This is a genomic window from Mesorhizobium sp. B2-4-18, assembly GCF_006441385.1.
Taxonomy (GTDB): Bacteria; Pseudomonadota; Alphaproteobacteria; order Rhizobiales; family Rhizobiaceae; genus Mesorhizobium; species Mesorhizobium australicum.
This window is the reverse complement of sequence record NZ_VFUW01000016.1, coordinates 1-18520: the sequence shown is the minus strand read 5'-3', so window position 1 is coordinate 18520 and position 18520 is coordinate 1. Positions and strand designations below refer to the sequence as shown.

18 protein-coding genes are annotated in these 18520 nt (G+C 63.7%); 10 read left to right on the top strand and 8 right to left on the bottom strand.

What is annotated here, in order from left to right:
* Window positions 1-100: 100 nt before the first annotated feature.
* The 3 genes from FJ527_RS27445 to FJ527_RS27435 form a co-directional block, all read right to left on the bottom strand.
* The gene (locus FJ527_RS27445; RefSeq protein ID WP_140824527.1) at window positions 101-1279 is read right to left on the bottom strand and encodes an HlyD family secretion protein; all 1179 of its coding nucleotides are present in this window, start codon (window positions 1277-1279) and stop codon (window positions 101-103) included.
* Window positions 1276-1755, bottom strand: a complete 480-nt coding sequence (locus FJ527_RS27440; RefSeq protein ID WP_015318373.1) for a MarR family transcriptional regulator — start codon at window positions 1753-1755, stop codon at window positions 1276-1278. The genes FJ527_RS27445 and FJ527_RS27440 overlap by 4 nt, the downstream gene beginning before the upstream one ends.
* 90 nt (window positions 1756-1845) lie before the next feature.
* Window positions 1846-2871 carry a LacI family DNA-binding transcriptional regulator gene (locus FJ527_RS27435; RefSeq protein WP_140661873.1) on the bottom strand — a complete coding sequence of 342 codons (1026 nt, stop codon included), beginning with the start codon at window positions 2869-2871 and terminating at the stop codon, window positions 1846-1848.
* 168 nt (window positions 2872-3039) lie between these two features.
* Between FJ527_RS27435 and FJ527_RS27430 the strand changes: the two genes are divergently transcribed.
* The 6 genes from FJ527_RS27430 (at window position 3040) to FJ527_RS27405 (ending at window position 9026) form a co-directional block, all read left to right on the top strand.
* On the top strand, window positions 3040-4071 hold the full coding sequence (locus tag FJ527_RS27430) for a Gfo/Idh/MocA family oxidoreductase (RefSeq protein ID WP_140617143.1): 1032 nt from the start codon (window positions 3040-3042) through the stop codon (window positions 4069-4071).
* A 2-nt stretch (window positions 4072-4073) separates the two neighbouring features.
* Entirely contained in the window at window positions 4074-4979 is a 906-nt protein-coding gene (locus FJ527_RS27425) for a sugar phosphate isomerase/epimerase (RefSeq protein WP_210241272.1), read from the top strand.
* A gap of 97 nt (window positions 4980-5076) precedes the next feature.
* Window positions 5077-6090 carry a substrate-binding domain-containing protein gene (locus FJ527_RS27420; protein ID WP_015318377.1) on the top strand — a complete coding sequence of 338 codons (1014 nt, stop codon included), beginning with the start codon at window positions 5077-5079 and terminating at the stop codon, window positions 6088-6090.
* An 86-nt stretch (window positions 6091-6176) separates the two neighbouring features.
* The gene (locus FJ527_RS27415) at window positions 6177-6974 is read left to right on the top strand and encodes an ATP-binding cassette domain-containing protein (protein ID WP_140824525.1); all 798 of its coding nucleotides are present in this window, start codon (window positions 6177-6179) and stop codon (window positions 6972-6974) included.
* Complete coding sequence (locus FJ527_RS27410; protein WP_015318379.1) at window positions 6971-8023, top strand: ABC transporter permease; 1053 nt, start codon at window positions 6971-6973, stop codon at window positions 8021-8023. The genes FJ527_RS27415 and FJ527_RS27410 overlap by 4 nt, the downstream gene beginning before the upstream one ends.
* Window positions 8024-8192: 169 nt before the next feature.
* A complete protein-coding gene (locus FJ527_RS27405) occupies window positions 8193-9026 on the top strand; it encodes an AraC family transcriptional regulator (RefSeq protein WP_140661868.1) in 834 nt (277 codons plus the stop codon).
* A 7-nt stretch (window positions 9027-9033) separates the two neighbouring features.
* On the opposite strand, the gene FJ527_RS27400 is transcribed toward FJ527_RS27405, so the two are convergent.
* The 4 genes from FJ527_RS27400 to FJ527_RS27385 form a co-directional block, all read right to left on the bottom strand.
* Window positions 9034-9984: a helix-turn-helix domain-containing GNAT family N-acetyltransferase gene (locus FJ527_RS27400; protein WP_140824524.1), complete on the bottom strand. Its 951-nt coding sequence runs from the start codon at window positions 9982-9984 to the stop codon at window positions 9034-9036.
* Between the two features lie 76 nt (window positions 9985-10060).
* Window positions 10061-11206, bottom strand: coding sequence for a DSD1 family PLP-dependent enzyme (locus FJ527_RS27395; RefSeq protein WP_140824523.1), 1146 nt, complete (start codon window positions 11204-11206; stop codon window positions 10061-10063).
* Window positions 11203-12504, bottom strand: coding sequence for a D-arabinono-1,4-lactone oxidase (locus FJ527_RS27390; RefSeq protein WP_140824522.1), 1302 nt, complete (start codon window positions 12502-12504; stop codon window positions 11203-11205). Before FJ527_RS27390 ends, FJ527_RS27395 begins: the two co-directional genes overlap by 4 nt.
* A 5-nt stretch (window positions 12505-12509) precedes the next feature.
* On the bottom strand, window positions 12510-13697 hold the full coding sequence (locus tag FJ527_RS27385; RefSeq protein ID WP_140824521.1) for an MFS transporter: 1188 nt from the start codon (window positions 13695-13697) through the stop codon (window positions 12510-12512).
* A 124-nt stretch (window positions 13698-13821) separates the two neighbouring features.
* Between FJ527_RS27385 and FJ527_RS27380 the strand changes: the two genes are divergently transcribed.
* Window positions 13822-14448 (top strand): TetR family transcriptional regulator, encoded by a 627-nt coding sequence (locus FJ527_RS27380; protein ID WP_140617152.1) that lies wholly within the window; start codon window positions 13822-13824, stop codon window positions 14446-14448.
* Between the two features lie 18 nt (window positions 14449-14466).
* On the opposite strand, the gene FJ527_RS27375 is transcribed toward FJ527_RS27380, so the two are convergent.
* The gene (locus FJ527_RS27375; protein ID WP_246677827.1) at window positions 14467-15234 is read right to left on the bottom strand and encodes a hypothetical protein; all 768 of its coding nucleotides are present in this window, start codon (window positions 15232-15234) and stop codon (window positions 14467-14469) included.
* Window positions 15235-15285: 51 nt separating this feature from the next.
* Here FJ527_RS27375 and FJ527_RS27370 point away from each other — a divergent pair, with 51 nt between their 5' ends.
* The 3 genes from FJ527_RS27370 (at window position 15286) to groL (ending at window position 18385) form a co-directional block, all read left to right on the top strand.
* Window positions 15286-16203 carry a class I SAM-dependent methyltransferase gene (locus FJ527_RS27370; RefSeq protein ID WP_246677826.1) on the top strand — a complete coding sequence of 306 codons (918 nt, stop codon included), beginning with the start codon at window positions 15286-15288 and terminating at the stop codon, window positions 16201-16203.
* 164 nt (window positions 16204-16367) lie between these two features.
* Window positions 16368-16664, top strand: a complete 297-nt coding sequence (groES, locus tag FJ527_RS27365; RefSeq protein ID WP_006203049.1) for a co-chaperone GroES — start codon at window positions 16368-16370, stop codon at window positions 16662-16664.
* A gap of 65 nt (window positions 16665-16729) precedes the next feature.
* On the top strand, window positions 16730-18385 hold the full coding sequence (groL, locus tag FJ527_RS27360; protein WP_015318388.1) for a chaperonin GroEL: 1656 nt from the start codon (window positions 16730-16732) through the stop codon (window positions 18383-18385).
* The last annotated feature ends 135 nt before the right edge of the window (window positions 18386-18520 follow it).

Here is an 18520-nt window from a genome sequence, read left to right as displayed (position 1 = left end):
CACGCGGCTCGGCCCAAACGCTGATCCTTCCCACCCCTCCCGTCAGACCAATCCTTCAACTCGCTTTCACCCGCCTGGTCTCCGCGGGCTTCTGCCGAGACTACTTCGCGGGCTCGCCGGCCGTAGCGTGACCGAAGATCGACGGCCAGCCACGCGCGACGCCCGTATCGACGGTAACAGAGGCGCTCATGCCGGTGCGCAGCGCCATCTTGGCGTCGGGGTCGGCCAGTTCCAGGCGCACCGGGATGCGCTGGGTGACCTTGACCCAGTTGCCGGTGGCGTTCTGGGCGGGCAGCAGCGAGAAGTCCGCGCCGGTGCCGGCACCGATAGCCCTGACCGTCGCCTCGAAGGTCCTGCCCGGATAGGTATCGACCACGATCTCCGCCTTCTGGCCCGGCTTCATGTTGGTCAGTTGGGTTTCCTTGAAATTGGCGTCGACCCAGGTGTCGCCGGTCTCGACCAGCGCAAACAACGGCGTGCCGGAGCCGACATACTGGCCGACCTTGAAGGACGCGGCTTGATAGACGACCCCATCGGCAGGCGCCTTCACGGTGGTCTGCTCCAGATCATAGGCAGCCTTGTCGCGCGCCGCGAGCGCCGACATCACCGTCGGATGCTTGTCGGTTTCGATGTCGGGGTTGCCGCCGAGTGCCGCCTTGGCGCTGATGATGCCTTGCTCGGCAACAGCCAGTTGCTGCCTGGCTTTGTCGAGATCGTTCTTGGCCTGATCCAGCGATGACTTGGCGTTGATGCCCTTCTGGGCAAGATCGGCGGCGCGATCGAATTGAGACTGCGCATAGTCGACCTCGCTGGCAGCGGACTTCTGCTGCGACTGCGCCTGGCTATAGGCCGCGCGCAACTGCTCGACATTGAGACGCGCGGTAGCGACCGCGGCGTCCGCCTGGGCGAGCGCGATCCGGTAGGGCTCGGGGTCGATGGCGAACAGGAGATCGCCCTGCTTGACCGTCTGGTTGTCCGATATGGCGACCTGGACGATACGACCGGCCGTGTCAGAGGCGATCGACACCTTGGCCTGCTGCAGATTGGCGTTTTCCGTTTCCTGGTAGCGGCCGCCCGTCACCCAGACATAGCCGCCGCCGATGATCAATGCCGCCGGCAAGGCGAACATCAAGAAGAAGCGGCCGATGCGGCGCTTCTTCTTCGGCGCCGGCGCGGGTTGCACGGGAGGAGCGACCGCGACCGGGGTTGATGCCGGCTGGACCGGCGCTTCCATCTCCACCTTGGGAGCGTTTTCTTCTACCTTGGCTACCGCGTTCATGCTGCCGCACCTTCCGCACTCTTGATCTTTTCAAGCGACGAAGCTTCGCTGTCCGTCAGATTTTGCACGATTACATCCAGCGCCCGGATCAGGATGCGCCGGTCTTCCGGCGAAACGCCGCTGAGCGATTCCTCATAGACCTCGCCAGCAAGGCTCTTGACGTCCGCATAGGCCGCATTCGCCTTCTCGGTCGGGAAGATCATGCGCACGCGCCGGTCGGTCGCGTCGGAGCGGCGTTCGATCCAGCCGCCCTCCTCCATCCGGTCGACCAGGCGTGAAACGCTGATCGGCTCGATTTCGAGCAGTTCGGCGAGCCGCGCCTGTGCAACGCCCGCCTCCTTGGCAACGCGGACCAGAAGCCGCCATTGCGCCGAAGACAGGCCGAGCCCGCTGGCGCGCGCCTCGAAGCGCTTGCGCATCAGGCGTTGCACGTCGTGGATCAAAAATCCCAATCTATCGATGCCATCTGAAACCATGAGCGATACATATAATAAGCGTGCTTACTATTCAAGATGCCACTTTGCTATGAAAGCCGGCAAATGCGGATGGCGGACACAGGCGTGTGGTCAGTCACTGTCGCGCGCGACCAGTTCCAGCGGCCAGACCTCCCTGATGGTCTGCGGCCCCGTGGGCCCGGCGAAAGCCGGCAGCGAGGCGAGCAGGATTTCGCCGAGCCGCCGTCCCATCGGCTCCAATGCCGGGCGGAAAGCGGTCAGCGCCGGGGAGAAATAGCGGCAGAGCGGCGTATCGACGATGACCATCACCGCGATGCCCTGACCGGGCATGATCCCCATCTCGGCAAGCGCCTTGCAGCCGCCGAGCGCCATCGCGTCATTGTTGAAGATGATCGCTGTCGGCGGATCCTTCGAGCGCATGACTTGCGGCGTCACCGCGTAGCCGCCGGCTTCGTTGATGAAGCCGTCGGCGATCAGTTCGGGATCGATGTGGATGCCGTGCCGCCGCAGCGCCTTGCGATAGCCGTCAAGAAACAGATAGCCGAAGTTGAGGTCGAGTGACGGCCGGATGGCGGCGATGCGGCGGTGGCCGCGTGCAACCAGGCGGTCGACTGCGTCGGCGCCCGCCTTCTCGAAATCGAGGTCGAGCGAGGGATAGGTCTCGTCACCGGACTGGCTTCGGCCGAGCGTCGCAAAGGGAAAGCCGGCCCTGCTGAGATAGTCGATGCGATCGTCCTCACGCCGGGTCCAGGCCAGCAACACGGCATCGGCGCGGCGTGTCTCGACGACCCGTCGCAGGCGCTCCTGCTGATAGTCGGCGGGCGCGCCCATGACGATGATCAGGTCGAGCCCGTGCTCGGCCAGTGCCGCTTGCAGCCCGCTCAGGAACGGAATGAAAAACGGCTCGCCATATTGCTGATCACCCGGGTGGGGCTGCAGCATGAACGCGACGGCATGCGTGGTGCCCCGGCGCAGGTTCCTGCCCGACTGGTTGGGTGAATAGTTGAGTAGGCGCGCCGCATCGAGCACGCGCTGCCGCGTCTCGGCATTGACATCGGCGCGCCCATTGAGCGCCCGCGACACCGTGCCGATCGAAATATTCAAATGACGCGCAAGATCGTGAATGCTGGATGCCAAGACCAATCCCCTTCCGTTCCCGCTAACATTAGCGGACCTTGCGGCCAAGGCCACTCAGACGAACGACCACAAATCCGGTTGACATTCTACGCCTTCGGGTGTGTCATCGTAAACGTTTACGGAAGAACCGTGAATGCCAACCGGGAGGGGTTGGCGGAGGAGCGCCGGATGCTGCATGTCGTCCTGGTCGGGTGCGGAGCCATGAGCAAAACATGGCTCGAGGCCGCCCGTCAGTCCCCTGAAATCAGGATTGCCGGTCTCGTCGACCTCGACGCCGACAGGGCACGCGAGCGAGCCCGCGAATACGACGTTGCCGGGGCCGCGATCGGCACCGATCTCGACGTCATTCTGGATCAGACCAAAGCCGATGCGGTATTCGATGTGGTCGTTCCGGCCGCCCGCCGCGAGGTGGCCAATTCGGCCTTTGCCCATCACTGTCACCTGCTGACGGAAAAGCCCCTCGCCGACAGTCCGGCCAACGCCCGCGCCATCGTCGACGCCGCGCGGCGCGCCGGCCGCGTCCACGCCGTCGTTCAGAACCGCCGCTATGTCGCCAATGTCCGGCGCATCCGCCGCTTTCTGGATTCAGGCGCCATCGGCGCGCCGACCAGCATCCACGCGGATTTTTTCGTGGCGCCGCACTTTGGCGGTTTCCGCGAAGAGATGCGTCACGTGCTGTTGCTCGACATGGCGATTCACACCTTCGATGCCGCTCGCTACATGGTCAATGGCGAACCGGCCGATGTCTATTGCCAGGAATGGGAGCCGGCCAATTCCTGGTATCGGCAAGGGTCGTCGGCAAGCGCCACTTTCGGGCTCGGCCGAAACAGGATGTTCACCTATCGGGGCAGCTGGTGCGCCGACGGCTTTCGCACCAGTTGGGAGGGCAGCTGGCGTATCGTCGGTGAGCGCGGCAGCCTGATCTGGGACGGCCATGACGAGGTGAAGGCGGAAGTCGTGCTGCCGGAGCGCGAAGGCCTGATCGACAAGGTCGGGCCGGTGACAGTGCCTCCCCTCGATCCGTCCGACCGTATCGGCGGGCATCTCGGCGTCATTGCCGACTTCGTGCAAGCCGTGGAAACCGGCACCGAGCCGGAGACACGGGGCTCGGACAACATCAAGAGCCTGGCCATGGTCTTCGCGGCGATCCAGAGCGCCGAGACCGGTCGTCGCGTGAACATCGCATCGCAGGAAGGATGACCATGCCGAACCCGCTTCTCGACATCAGGATCGGCACCATGGTGCGGGCCAATCTCGAAGACCCGGCCGCCTATGTCAGGCAAATCCTGCCGCTCGGCTTCGAGAGCATCCAGCCCTTTTTCTGGCAGACGCTCGGCGGCAAGGATCTGCCGCGGCTCGCCGGAGAGATTGAAGAGGCGATCGGCGATGCCGACGTCACCGTCAGTTCGATCGGCGTGTTCGGCAATCCGCTCGAGAGCGGCGACACCGACCGCGGCGTGCTCGAGGCCTGGAAAACGGTGATCGACAACGCCCATCTGTTCGGCACCAGGCTGGTCAGCGGTTTTACCGGCCGCATCCGCGGGAAACCGCTGACCGACAGCCTGCCGCGCTATCGCGAAGTCTGGGGCGAACTGGCCAGACGCGCCGCCGACAAGGGCGTGCGCATCGCCTTCGAGAATTGCGCCATGGACGGCAATTGGGCCGGCGGAGACTGGAACATCGCCCACAATCCGGATGCCTGGGAGCTGATGTTCAACGAATTGCCCAACGACAATCTCGGTCTCGAATGGGAGCCCTGCCACCAACTCGTCTACCTGATCGATCCGATGCCGCAGATCCGCAAATGGGCGCATCGCATCTTTCATGTCCACGGCAAGGACGCCACGGTGCGCTGGGACGTCATCCGCGAGAACGGCGTGTTCGGCCGCCTGCCCTTCGTGCAGATGCGCACGCCCGGCTTCGGCGACAGCGACTGGTCCCGGGTGATCAGTGAACTGAGGCTGGCCGGGTACAAGGGCGCCATCGACATCGAAGGCTGGCACGACCCGGTCTATCGCGGCGACCTCGAGATCACGGGGCAGGCACGCGCCCTGGAGTATCTCAAACTATGCCGGGGAGGTGCGAGCTACCTGCCAAATCCGGCGTGAGGATCGGTCGGCGGGAGGAGCCGGCCGCAAGTGGCATTGCCAAAGCAATCGTTCAAAGGCCCCTCGGCTGACGAGGAAAACAATGGGAGGAACGTGCATGAGCATCGCGATCAGGACGACACTTCTGCGCACGGCCGTCGTGGCGGCGGCCACGGCGCTTACCGCCACAATCTTGACCTTGCCGGCGCAGGCGCTCGACGCCCAATGGTGCAAGGACGTCCACATCCGCTTCTTCGTCGGCGGCGCCGAGGGCGACGCCTTCGGCACCATCGTCTACAATGGCGCCAAGCAGGCGGCGGCAGATCTCGGACCCAAGGTCGACTACATCTTCTCCCAGTGGGACGCGGAGAAGATGGTGCAGCAATTGCGCGAAGCGGTCGCGGTCAAGCCCCAGGGCATCGCCATGATGGGCCATCCAGGCGACGCCGCGATCATGCCGCTCGCCGACGAGGCCCATAAGGAGGGCATCAAGATGATGTACCAGAACGTCCCGGTGCCGAAGGTGACGGCGGCGTTCGGTGGCGGCTATATCGGCGCGCAGCAGGAACAGCAGGGCCGCGCACTTGGCGCCGAAGCGTTCAAGCTCGGTAAGCTGAAGGCCGGCGACAAGGCGATCATGATCGGCCCGTTCGAGAACGAGAGCCGCGGCGCACGCGAGCGCGGCACGGTGGCGGCCTTGAAGGAGGCGGGCGTCGAAGTCATCCAGCTGTCGTCGCCGCCGAGCGGCGAATGGGCTTCCGACCCCAATCTGGCGATACCGGTGCTTACGGCAGCGCTGCTCAACAATCCTGATGTCAAGGCCGTCGGCTATCCCGGCGGACAGATGCTCGGCAATGTCGCCACCTACATGCAGGCAGCTGGCAGAAAGCCTGGCGACATCTTCAACTTCGGCTTCGATACCAGCCCGCAGATCGTCGAGGGCTTCAAGGGGGGCTGGGTGCAACTGACGGCCGACCAGCAGCCATTCCTGCAGGGCTATCTGCCGATCCTCAGCCTGTGCCAGCAGGTGGTGCTGGGTCTGGCGCCGATGAACGTCGACACCGGCGCCGGTTTCGTCACGCCCGAAAATTACGAGATCGTCGCAGAACTCGCCAAGCAGGCGCTGCGCTGACCTCCCAAGCCGCCGGCCGGGATCAGGCCCCGGCCGGCGGGGCCGCTGGCGAGAAAGCTGGCGCCAGACAATCAAGCGAGGATGCTATGGCCGAACGTCTCATAGAACTGTGCGATATCGCTAAGTCCTACGGCCATGTCTACGCACTTGGCGGGGTCAATCTCAGCGTCGATCGCGGCGAGGTGGTCGGCCTCATCGGCGACAACGGCGCCGGCAAGTCGACGCTGATCAAGATCCTCTCCGGTGTGGTCAAGCCGACCAGCGGCGAGATCCTCATCCGCGGCAAGCCGGTGACCGGATGGAATGCGGCACGTTCGCGCGAGGCCGGCATCGAAACGGTGTTCCAGGACCGGGCACTGGCCGTGCAGCAGTCGATCGTCCGCAACATCTTCATGGGCCGCGAACTCACCGGCCCTTTCGGCTGGCTGAAGGTCGGCAAGGAAATCGAGGAAGCGAGCCGGCTGATGCGCGAGATCGGCTTCACCTCGAAAGTGTTCACGCCGCATTCGATCGTCGGCCAGCTTTCGGGCGGTGAACGCCAGGGCGTGGCGATCGCGCGCGCCATCTACAAGCAGGCGGAACTGATCGTCCTCGACGAGCCGACGACGGCGCTGTCTCTGACCGAGACCGCCAAGGTCTTCCATTTCGTGCGCCAGGTGCGGGCGAGCGGCCGCTCGATCCTGTTCATCGGCCATAACATCCATCATGTCTTCGACATCGCCGATCGCTTCGTGGTGCTGGATCGCGGCAAGGTCGCGCTCACCGCCGACCGCAGCGAGGTCAAGTCGGCCGAAGACCTCATCAACTTCATGGAAGACGTCGCGCATCCGGACGGGTTGGCCGGGCTGCACGACACCGGCGACGCGGAGCAGAGAGCACGATGAGCAAGACCATGGAGCCCGATCTGCACGAGCCGTCGGCCGGCATTTCCCGCCAAGGCAGTTCCCAGAACGAGTGGAAGCACCCGTCCGATCACTGGATGCGCGGCTTCATCCTTGACAACCGCGCTTCGCTTGGGACGCTCGGCGTGTTCGTCGTCATGATGGCGGTCTTCATGATCGCCAACCCGACGGTCTTCACAACTTGGTATCTCTACAGCGCCGTGCTCACTACGCTTCCCGTGGCGTTGTTCGTGGTCGTGCCGTTGGTCTTCGTCGTCACCTGCGGCGAGATCGACCTGTCGTTTCCCGCGACGATGGGTTTTGCCTCCTGGGTCTTCGCGCTGGTGGTGCAGGCGGGCTACGACCCGTTCCTCGGCATTGCGGCGGCGCTGGTCACCGGCACGCTGCTCGGCTTCCTCGTCGGGTCGCTGGTGGTCTATGGCGGGCTGTCGTCGCTGATCGCCACGCTCGGCATGAATTTCCTGCTGCGCGGCCTGATCCAGATCATCAATGAGGGCAGATCGACTTCGCTGACCAGCCTTGCCGACAGCTGGGCCTACAGGATCTTCTCCAGCCAGGTCCTGGGCGTTCCGGTGCAGATCTTCTGGGCCATCGCCTTCGTCGTCCTTTCGGCGATGCTCTACAACCGCCACCGCTTCGGCGCGCAGGTGAAGGTGGTCGGTGATAACCCCGACAGTGCCCAGCAGATGGGCATCGACGTCAAGCGCGTGCGGGTGAAAGTGTTCGTCTTCGTCGGCATCGGGGCCGCGATCGCCGGCACGTTCTCGGTGATGATCAACTTCACCTGGTGGCCAACCGCCGGCGACGGTTATCTCTTGCCGGTGCTGGCCTCGGTGTTCGTCGGCGGCACGCCGACCTGGGGTGGCATCGGCACCGTGGCCGGCGGCGCGATCGGCGCCGTCACCGTGTCGTTTATCCAAACCGGCGTCGTGGCGGCTGGGCTCAGCGGCTTCTACGTCCAGTTCTTCAACGGGCTGATCATCATCCTTTCGCTGCTTGGCCACAAATGGAACCAGGCGCGCTACCGCTGAACCAGCGGCAGTTCAACGGCGATTTGCCGGTCATCCGAGCCAACGATAGACGACGGGCCGCGCGGACGACACCGCGCGGGCCCGATCGCCTATTTGCGCGATGCGCAATTTCGATCAAGCTGGCCGGGCAACGAGGCGCCAGAGTGAGGACGCCACATGCGAGGAACACATGAACCCGACCGAGAAGGCGCTATGGTTTGTCGAAAGCCACCTGCCGGAGGCTGTTACGCTCGACGACGTGGCCCAAAGCAGCGGCGTATCGCGCTTTCATGTGACGCGCGCCTTCGGCGCCGCCACCGGCCGCTCCGTCATGGGTTACATGCGCTCGCGCCGGCTGACCGAGGCGGCGCGCAGGCTGGCCGGCGGGGCGCCCGACATCCTGTGCGTCGCGCTCGACGCCGGCTACAACTCGCATGAGGCATTCACCCGGGCCTTCCGCGACCAGTTCGGCACCACGCCGGAACTGGTGCGCGCGCAAGGTTCGACTGAGACCCTCGACCTCGTGGAGCCCATCCTGATGGACAATTCGCTTTTGACCACACTTGAACCACCGCGCTTCGAGACCAGCCGGCCATTCCTCATCGCCGGACTGGGCGAGCGCTACAGTTGTGAGTCCAGCGCCGGCATTCCAATGCAATGGCAGCGCTTCGCTCCCCATATCGGCCACATCCCCGGGCAAGTGGCCGGCGTTTTCTACGGCGTCTGCCTCAATGGCGACGATGCCGGCAATTTCGATTATGTCGTCGGCGTCGAGGTGCGCGACTTCGCCGATCTGCCGAAGGAGTTCCAACGGGTGCGGGTGCCAGCGCAGAGATACGCCGTTTTCACGCATCGCGAACACATCTCGACCATCCGGCGAACGATCAATACGATCTGGAACAGCTGGCTGCCGGCATCCGGCCATGAGGTTGCCGATGCGCCGGAATTCGAGCGCTACGGGCCTGAATTCGACGCCCACACCGGCAATGGCGGGCTGGAGATCTGGGTGCCGGTCAAGGCATGACGCGCCGCTACAGCTCCAGTTCCCAGTTCTGGCCGACCAGATCCTTGCCGAAGGAATGGTGAGGCTCTTCCTCGATCAGCCTGAAACCGGCCGCCTGGTAGATGTGCCGGGCGGCGGTCAGAATATCGTTGGTCCATAGGATCAGCGTCCTGTACCCCCTGGCGCGGGCAAAGCCGATGCATTCGTCGACCAGGCGCTTGCCGATGCCGAGCCCCCGTGCCGAAGGTTCGACATAGAGCAGCCTGAGCTTGGCCACCTGATCCGACTTGCGCACGACGAAGACCGAGCCGACGACCTCGCCTTCGCGCTCGGCGATCCAGCCGCGCTCCCATTTCGGATCGTAGGATTTTACGAACGCCGCGAGGATTTCGGCGACCAGCGCCTCATAGGTTTCGTCCCAGCCATATTCCTGCGCGTAGAGCATGCCTTGCCGGCGGATGATCCAGCCAATGTCGCCGACCTGCGGCGGCCGCAGCAGATAAGGGATTTTGGGCTCGGCATCGTCATCCAGCAGACGCTGCACCGTGCGCATGGACTTGACCAGACGCTCCTGTTCCGACGCAGGCAGACGATCGAGCAGCGCCGCGACCTGGTCGTGCGAACCTTTGTTCAGCGGCGCGAAGGCGTTCCTGCCCGCCGGCGTCAGCGCGATCGACGATTGCCGAGCATCCGAAGCCAGCGTTGCCCTGGAGATGAGGTGAAGGCGCTCGAACTTCTTCAGCAAACGGCTGACATAGCCGGCGTCGAGGCTGAGATCGCGCCCGAGATCGGTCGCGGTCAGTCCGTCACGATGCGCCAGTTCGTAGAGCACGCGTGCCTCGGTCAGCGAGAAGGCGCTCTTCAGCAGCCCTTCATCGAGCAGTCCGATCTGACGGGTGTAGAAGCGGTTGAACGCCCGCACCGCATCGATCAGGCCCTTGTTGGGCGCAGCCTTGTCTGGCTGATGGTGGATTGTCATGCGAGTCATCTCCTGCTGGCACAGGATCGATCATTTACTTGACGGAGTCAACCATTAGGGAAGGCGCCCGAGATGCTTACATCATCGGCAACACCGGCCAGCGGTCGACGATCCTGCCACCGGAAAGCACCGCGATCGATCCGAACTGCTGCAGCACGGCCTCGCTCTGCGTCGGCCGCAGGAACGCATAGTCACCGGGACTGACGACGGCCTGGGCGGGCAGACCCATGAATTGCTGGTTGGAAGACAAGCCAAGCAGGCCGTTTGTCGTCATGCAGTCGGGAAACACCGGTTCGGCCATCCACTTGCCGGCATAGAGATAGCAGCCCTTGCGCGGAAACCGGCCCAGCGCCTGCAGCAAACGCGAGACCGCCGGCGGGCCAGGCAGCATCGGCTCGACCACTTTCAGGATTGGCGTTGCGATGAAGGCCGCCGGCTGGAAGCCATCAAGGCCGGGCGTGTCGAAATCGACGGGCAGCACGAAGGCCGAGCCCATCGAAACTTCATTGGCAATGCCGCCATGATGAAGCAGCGCGGTCTTGCTGCCGCCAATGTTCAGGATATGGCGCTGGTCGGCGCCGAGGCGCGCGACGAAAGCGGCGGCCTGTTCGGAGGCTTGCGCCAACGCCTTGGCCGGTCCACCAAACAGGCCGGGTATGTGCGGCGCATGCGCTTCATAGGCCATGACGCCTTCGCAGCGCAGCCCTTTGTGGGTGGGCAGCGCATTCAACGCCCGCGACAGGGCCGCCGGTTCGGCAAAGCCGCCGCGATGCAGTCCGACATCGATTTCGAAAGCGATGCGCAATTCGGCGCCGAGTTCGTCGGCGAGCGCGCCATATTCCGCCAGCCTCTCCTGGGTGTCGATCAGCCAGCAGACGCGCGACCAGACTGCATCGCCTCTGGAAAGCACCGCCCTTGCCGCACCAACCGGCATCGGTTTGCCATACAGCAGATCCGCATCCGGAAACGCCCTCAGCACCGCCTCGGTGATCGGCGGATGGAAGGTCATGAGGCGGTGGGTTCCAAGCGCCTTGCCGATATGGGAGAGCAGCGGCAGGCAAGCGAGCGACTTGTCGACCAAACGGACGGCAAGACTGGGGTCAAGCCGCTTCTTCACCAGGGCAATGTTGCCATCCAGCCGATCGACGTCGAGCAGCAGGCAGGGTTGGAAAATGTCCGCCTCTCTCAGCGCATCCGAAAGCGTGGCGAAATACGCCTTCATGGCTGGATGCCGAAAGAACTGGGTTCGATGCCGAACAGGTCGGCCATATAGGGTGAGACGAAGCGGTTTTGCGGATCGATGTCGCGGCGCACCGCCATCGCATCGTCCCAGCGCGGATAGAGCTTTTTCAGGTCGGCCGCTTTCAGGCTGTGCATCTTGCCCCAGTGCGGCCTGCCGCCATATCCGCGGAAGATCGGCTCGGCCGCGCGCATGAACGGCAACGGATCGTTCGCTGCGTCATGGTGGATGGCGATGGAACAGGTGAGCCTTTTGTGGAAAGGCGAGAGCCAGAATTCGTCCGATGCCACCGACCGCACTTCCATCGGAAAATAAACTTCCGGAAAATGCTTCTCGGTCAGTTCGATGATCTCGGCCAGCGCCTTCGGCCCCTCCTCGAACGGAAGGTGATATTCCATTTCGTTGAACCTGGTCTGCCGGTCGCTGGCATAGACGTTGAGCCAGTCCTGCACGTAATCCTCGGCCGGCACCTTGGCGACCGCGCCCAGGATCAGCCTGCGGCGCAGCCACGGCAGCCAGGCAAGCCCGGTGCGCAGGCGGCGCAGCGTGCGCAGGGAGCCCTCGTCATCGTCGGTCGGGCGCGGGGTGGTCGCCTCGGTGCTGAAGTCGCTGGCGATGAACTGCGCGTAGCCTGAAAATGGGATGTAGTAGAATTCGGCCGACCGGTGCTCGCTCATCATCGTTTCGAAATCGCGCAGCATGTCGGCTATCGGCAGCACCCATTTGCGGCGCCGCAGCCGGTAGGTCGCGATGTTGTTCAACGTCACTTCGCTGAGCACACCGAAGGCGCCAAGCGCAACGCCGATCGCATGGATCGTTTCCTGATCCCCTTCCCGCTTGAAGTCGCGGACCTTGCCAAGCCCGTCGACGATCTGCACCGTTTCCAGCTGTGTGTGATACGCGCCCAGCGTAGGCCCCGAGCCATGGGTGGCCGTGCCCAGCGCGCCGCCAATCGCCTGGCGGTCGATGTCGCCCATATTGGGCAGGCCCTGGCCGATGCCTTGCAGCATGTGCATGAGCGGACCAAGCCGCGTCCCTGCCCGCACACGCGCCTGATGTTTTTTCGCGTCATGCGCGACCAGCCCTTCCAGCTTCTCCAGCGACAGGATGGTGCCTTGGGATTTCACCAATGGCGTGAAGGAGTGACCGGCGCCGACGACGCGGACCGGGCCGGGGGCGGTGCGAATGAGATCGCCGAGTTCGCCGGCATCGGCCGGACTGGCAAGCAGCCGCGGCTCGGCGGTGACAAAGCCGGACCAGTTGCTCCAGCTGTTCGACATGGGGCTCACGCAATCGCGCGGCGACGCCGCGCCGCCAGGACAAACAGGCCGAGCAACGCCACGCTGGCGACAGCACTTGCGGCGGCGAACTCGGGAACCGGGCGAAACTCCTTGCCGTCGATGAGCAGCGACGCCGCGACCGGTCCGATCGCCAGGCCGAAAAGCTGGGCGGCCGGCACCAGCAGCACGGCGGTGCGGGTCTCGTCGGCGGTGATCGCCAGCCGGATCTGGTAGGGCACGATGAACAGCAGGATAAAACCCATGACCAGGGCCACGACCCAGAACATCGTGAGGCCGGGCCCGCTGGCAAGCACGAGCGAGGCGACAAGCGCGACGAGGCCGATCCCCGTGATGGCAAGCCGATAGTCGATGCGCGCCTCGAACACGGTCGCCGTCATCGCGCCCAGCACCTGCGCCGCGAGGCTGGCCGAGACGATCAGCCCGACGGTGCGGCCATCGATGCCGAATTGGGCGCCAAGCGGCTCCAGAAAGGCCCATACGGCGCCGAAGAACATGAAGTAGCAGAAGACCGACAACAGCGCGGTGATCGAGGGAACCGTCAGCACATTGGCGAGGTTTTCGTCCTTCGGCAGATCGGCATAATCGGCAGGGACAGCAAAGGCGACCACCAGCGACGCGACGCAGACGACGGCAAGAACGAGGAAGCCGCCAGCCGACCCGGCGGCTGGAATGACATAGAGCGCCAGCACCAGGGCAAGAGCGCATTGCGCCAGGGTCTGCATGGTGACGAAATAGCCACCGATGCGTTCGGCGCGCCGCGAACGGGCAATCAGTTCGGTGGCGACCGCGACAAGGCCGCCTTCGGCAAGGCCGGCCAGCGCGCGGGCCACCATCAGCGTGTTGGCGCCGGCGGCATAGGCGGTCCACACATTGGCCAGCGCCAAGAGCAGCAGGAGGACGGCACTTTTCCGGCGCATGTTGTGGGCGGAAAGCAGCATCGCGACGATTGCAGAACCAATGGCGATGGCGATCATCTCGGCGGTGGCGACCAACGCCAGTTCGTCGCCGCTGACATGGCCCTCGGTATAGAGGGCGCCGAGCAGGACGGGCTGCAGACCGAGAATGAGCAGGCCGACCGACCCGATCCACAGGGCCGAGGCGAGCTGCCCGCCGCTGGGATTGCCGACCAGCCAGTCGCCTTCGCCCTGAAGAGCAGCGCTTGTCGAAGCCAAAGGCGCCTCCCAACGTCCTTGCCGCACGGCAAAAAAGCTGACAGTCTGTCAGCATTCCAGAAACTGATACTTGATCATATTTCTTGTCAACCGGAATTTGGGAACTCGTGCGAAAGATCGGTGCATGACGCAAGCAAGTCGAACGATCACCGAGCCCAGGCGCAGGCCCAAGCAGGAGCGCAGCCGCGAGCGCATCGACGCCATCCTGTCGACCACCATGCGGCTGATCGGCGAGAAGGGCATCGACGCCGTCACCATGAAGGAGGTCGGCATGCTGGCGGGCGGGCCGATCGCCACCGTCTACCACTACTTCCCCAACAAGTCGGCGATCCTGGCGATGCTCTATGAGCGGTTCTCGGAGGTCAGCCGTGCCAGGTTGGCGGCGATCGTCGCCGATGTCCGCGAAGCCAAGGACGTCATCGTCGCGTCCGATCGGCTGCTTGACGACTACCTCAGCCGGGTCGCCGGCGATCCGGCCATCCAGGATCTGCAGAACGCCATCCAGGCCGACAAGGCGCTGAAGAATCTCGACATCGCCGAAACCCGGCATCAGGCCAAGATGTTCTGCGACCACGTCATCGCCTTGCTCGAGCCGGAAAAGCACGAGCAGTTCGAACGCATGGTTCTGCTGATCTTCCAGCTCGCCGGCGGCGTTGTGCGCCTGGCGCTTGCGCAGGGCGAAGTGGAAAGCCGCCGGACCATCGAGGATTACCGATCGATCATCCACACCCAGTTGCGGCTGTTTCTTTAGCGACCGGCAACCGGGGACCTATCTCGCCCGGCGGATGAGGCCTTCGAAACCATCGGCCAGGTCGGAAGCGCCGGCCGCGAACATCTTCACCAGGTTCTGCGGGCGGCCGGGCGTCTTGTTGGCATCGAGGAGAACAGCCCTGCCCTCATGCATGACGAAATCGAATTTCCCATAGTCGAAGCCGAGTTCACGCCGCCGTTCGCGCAGTTCGTCGGGAACAGCGGCGGGCTCGCGCCGGATCGTTTCCGATGCCTTGACCAGGCTGTTTGGCGAGACGTAGCGGGTGCAGCGCTCGCGCTCTCCGCAAAACACCCAGAAGCGCACCGCAAAGCCGTCAGGTTCTTTTTCCGGGATGAACTTTTCCACGACCAGATCATCACGATCGAGGACGCCATCGGGAACGTCGTCCCGGGATTGGTAGACCTCGTAGGACGGCATGGCTGGCACGTGCGCAAAGGGTGCCGGTTGGCCGGCACGCCTCGACCGCCGATTGAGCCGTGTCTCCGGAATGCCCTGGTTGTTGAGATTGCTTTTGACGATGACCGGGCCCAGCCAGCCGTCGCCCTCGGCCAGAAGCGCTCCGCTTACCCGCCGTTTCGATATGTCGGCGGCCCCGACATTGAGGCATAAGGGAAAACTCCGCGCATATTCGAGATAATCTGCCGGTGTCGTTGTCGCATCGACGTGCAGAACCGCGACATCGGCGCTGGATTGTCCGGAGAGGCCAGGCTGAATCCGGACCGAATGGCCCCGCCTCTTCAGGTCCTCCAGAATATCGAAAAGCATGTAACGGCTATTCCGGCGCAGCAGAAGGCCGCGGCGACCCAGGAACCGGTCATGTTCATGCGTTATGACAATGATGCGCGCCACCAGCTAACCCCTTGGCTTCCATCCCCACTTCCATTAAGCGGCTCTAATCAATCAATGCCAGACTTTCCTGGGCTCCAACGGGTCTGCATGACGAATCATTGGGACAGTTATCATCGGCACTGGAAGCTCCTGGACGCCCCGCTCCGGCCGACGCCGGAAACCGTCGGCATATTCGAGCGCGAACTCGATCTCGGAAATGCCGATGTCCTTCTGCTTGGGGTGACACCTGAACTGGCGGTTCTAGGCAGATCGATGTTGGCGATCGATCAATCGGCTGCCATGATTTCCGGCGTATGGGCCGGCGACAACACCTCGCGAAGGGCGATGGCCGGCAACTGGCTTGACCTCCCGGTCGAGCGGGAATGTTTCGACGCGGTCATCGGCGACGGCTGCCTGTCGGCGGTCGATACCAAGGCCGCGCGCGGTTCGCTGTTCGGTGAAATCGCAAGGGTGCTAAAGCCTGGCCGGCGTGCGGCGATCCGCGTGTTTGCTCGGCCGGAAACCGCGGATGACCTGCGCGGCATCGAAGCTCTGGTCCTGGCCGGCGGAATCGAGAATTTCCACGCGCTCAAATGGCGGATAGCCATGGCGTGCACGACCGGCGACTGCGACAGCAGCGTCGATGTGCAAGCAATCCGTGCGGCATTCGACAAGCTGTTTCCGAATCGGGAGGCCCTTGCCGCATGCACCGGATGGAGTATGGCATCCATCAACACGATCGACGTCTATGCGGGCTCCGAAACGAAGTACAGCTTCGCGACGCTGGCCATGCTGGAGGATGAGGCGCGCGGTTGGTTCGACCAGGTGCGCGTCGTGCCAAGCGGCAGTTATCCCCTGGCGGAACGTTGTCCGCTCCTGGTACTCGGTTCGGCCAAGCTTCGATAAGTCATCGCCATCCTACCAAGAGGCGCTCCGCGCGCCTTGACTCTGGCAGGTCGGCGGCCTATTTCAGCGCCACGTTAGCACTCGCCTTTGGTGAGTGCTAACTATGTGTCCGGCGCCGCCGGACGGAGGAACTGTTTCTCACCGTTCTCATCGAGGAAGAAAAAATGGCAAAGTCGAAGTTCCGCCCGCTTCATGACCGCGTGGTCGTTCGCCGGGTCGAATCCGAATCCAAGACCGCCGGCGGGATCATCATCCCGGATACGGCGAAGGAAAAGCCGCAGGAAGGCGAGATCATCGCCGTCGGCTCCGGCGCTCGTGACGAAGCTGGCAAGCTGGTCCCGCTGGACGTCAAGGCCGGCGACCGCATCCTGTTCGGCAAGTGGTCGGGCACCGAAGTCAAGCTCAATGGCGAAGACCTTCTGATCATGAAGGAATCCGACATCATGGGCATCATCGGCTGATTATCGGCCTCACCCTCAACTTGAATTTTTCGGGCTCTATCCGAGCCCCTGCCAGGAGCTAAAACATGGCTGCCAAAGACGTAAAATTCTCTCGCGATGCCCGTGAGCGCATGCTGCGCGGCGTCAACATCCTCGCCGACGCGGTGAAGGTCACGCTCGGTCCCAAGGGCCGCAACGTCGTCATCGACAAGTCGTTCGGCGCCCCGCGCATCACCAAGGACGGCGTCACCGTCGCCAAGGAAATCGAGCTTGAAGATAAGTTCGAGAACATGGGCGCGCAGATGGTCCGCGAAGTTGCTTCGAAGACCAACGACATCGCCGGCGACGGCACCACGACCGCGACCGTTTTGGCGCAGTCGATCGTCCAGGAAGGCCACAAGTCGGTTGCGGCCGGCATGAACCCGATGGACCTGAAGCGCGGCATCGATCTGGCCGTCACCGAAGTGGTCGCTGCTCTCGGCAAGGCCGCCAAGAAGATCAAGACCTCCGAGGAAGTTGCCCAGGTCGGCACGATCTCGGCCAATGGCGACGAGTCGGTCGGCAAGATGATCGCGGAAGCGATGCAGAAGGTCGGCAACGAAGGCGTCATCACGGTTGAGGAAGCCAAGACCGCCGAGACCGAACTCGAAGTCGTCGAAGGCATGCAGTTCGACCGCGGCTATCTCTCGCCCTACTTCGTGACCAACGCCGACAAGATGGTTGCCGAGCTGGAGGACGTCTACATCCTCCTGCACGAGAAGAAGCTCTCCAACCTGCAGGCGATGCTGCCGGTCCTCGAAGCCGTCGTGCAGACCTCGAAGCCGCTGCTCATCATCTCGGAAGACGTCGAAGGCGAGGCGCTCGCCACGCTGGTCGTCAACAAGCTGCGTGGTGGCCTGAAGATCGCCGCCGTCAAGGCGCCGGGCTTCGGTGATCGCCGCAAGGCCATGCTGGAAGACATCGCCATCCTGACCGGTGGCCAGGTCATTTCGGAAGACCTCGGCATCAAGCTCGAGAATGTCGGCCTCAACATGCTCGGCCGCGCCAAGAAGGTGTCGATCTCCAAGGAGAACACCACGATCGTCGACGGCGCCGGCAAGAAAGCCGAGATCCAGGGCCGCGTCGCCCAGATCAAGCAGCAGATCGAGGAGACCACCTCGGACTACGACAAGGAGAAGCTGCAGGAACGTCTGGCGAAGCTCGCCGGCGGCGTTGCGGTGATCCGCGTCGGCGGTGCGACGGAAGTCGAAGTCAAGGAAAAGAAGGACCGCGTCGATGACGCCCTCAACGCGACCCGCGCGGCCGTGGAAGAAGGCATCGTTGCTGGCGGTGGCGTTGCCCTGCTGCGCGCTTCGGCCAACATCAAGGTGACCGGCGTCAACGCCGACCAGGCCGCCGGCATCAACATCGTGCGTCGTGCGCTGCAGGCTCCGGCCCGCCAGATCGCGGCCAACGCTGGTGCGGAAGCCTCGATCGTTGCCGGCAAGATCCTTGAAAACAAGGGCGCGACCTTCGGCTACAACGCCCAGACCGGCGAATATGGCGACATGATCGTCATGGGTATCGTCGATCCGGTCAAGGTCGTGCGCACGGCCCTCCAGGACGCGGCCTCGGTCGCCGGTCTGCTCGTCACCACCGAAGCCATGATCGCCGAAGCTCCGAAGAAGGATTCGGCTGGCGGCGGCATGCCTGGCGGCATGGGCGGCGGCGGCATGGGCGGCATGGGCGGCATGGACTTCTAAGAAGTCCATAAAGCACGCCCATGATCCAAGTTGCTCAAGCCCGCAAGCGGGCTTGAGTGGCGGCATGGACTTCTAAGAAGTCCATAAAGCACGCCCATGATCCAAGTTGCTCAAGCCCGCAAGCGGGCTTGAGTG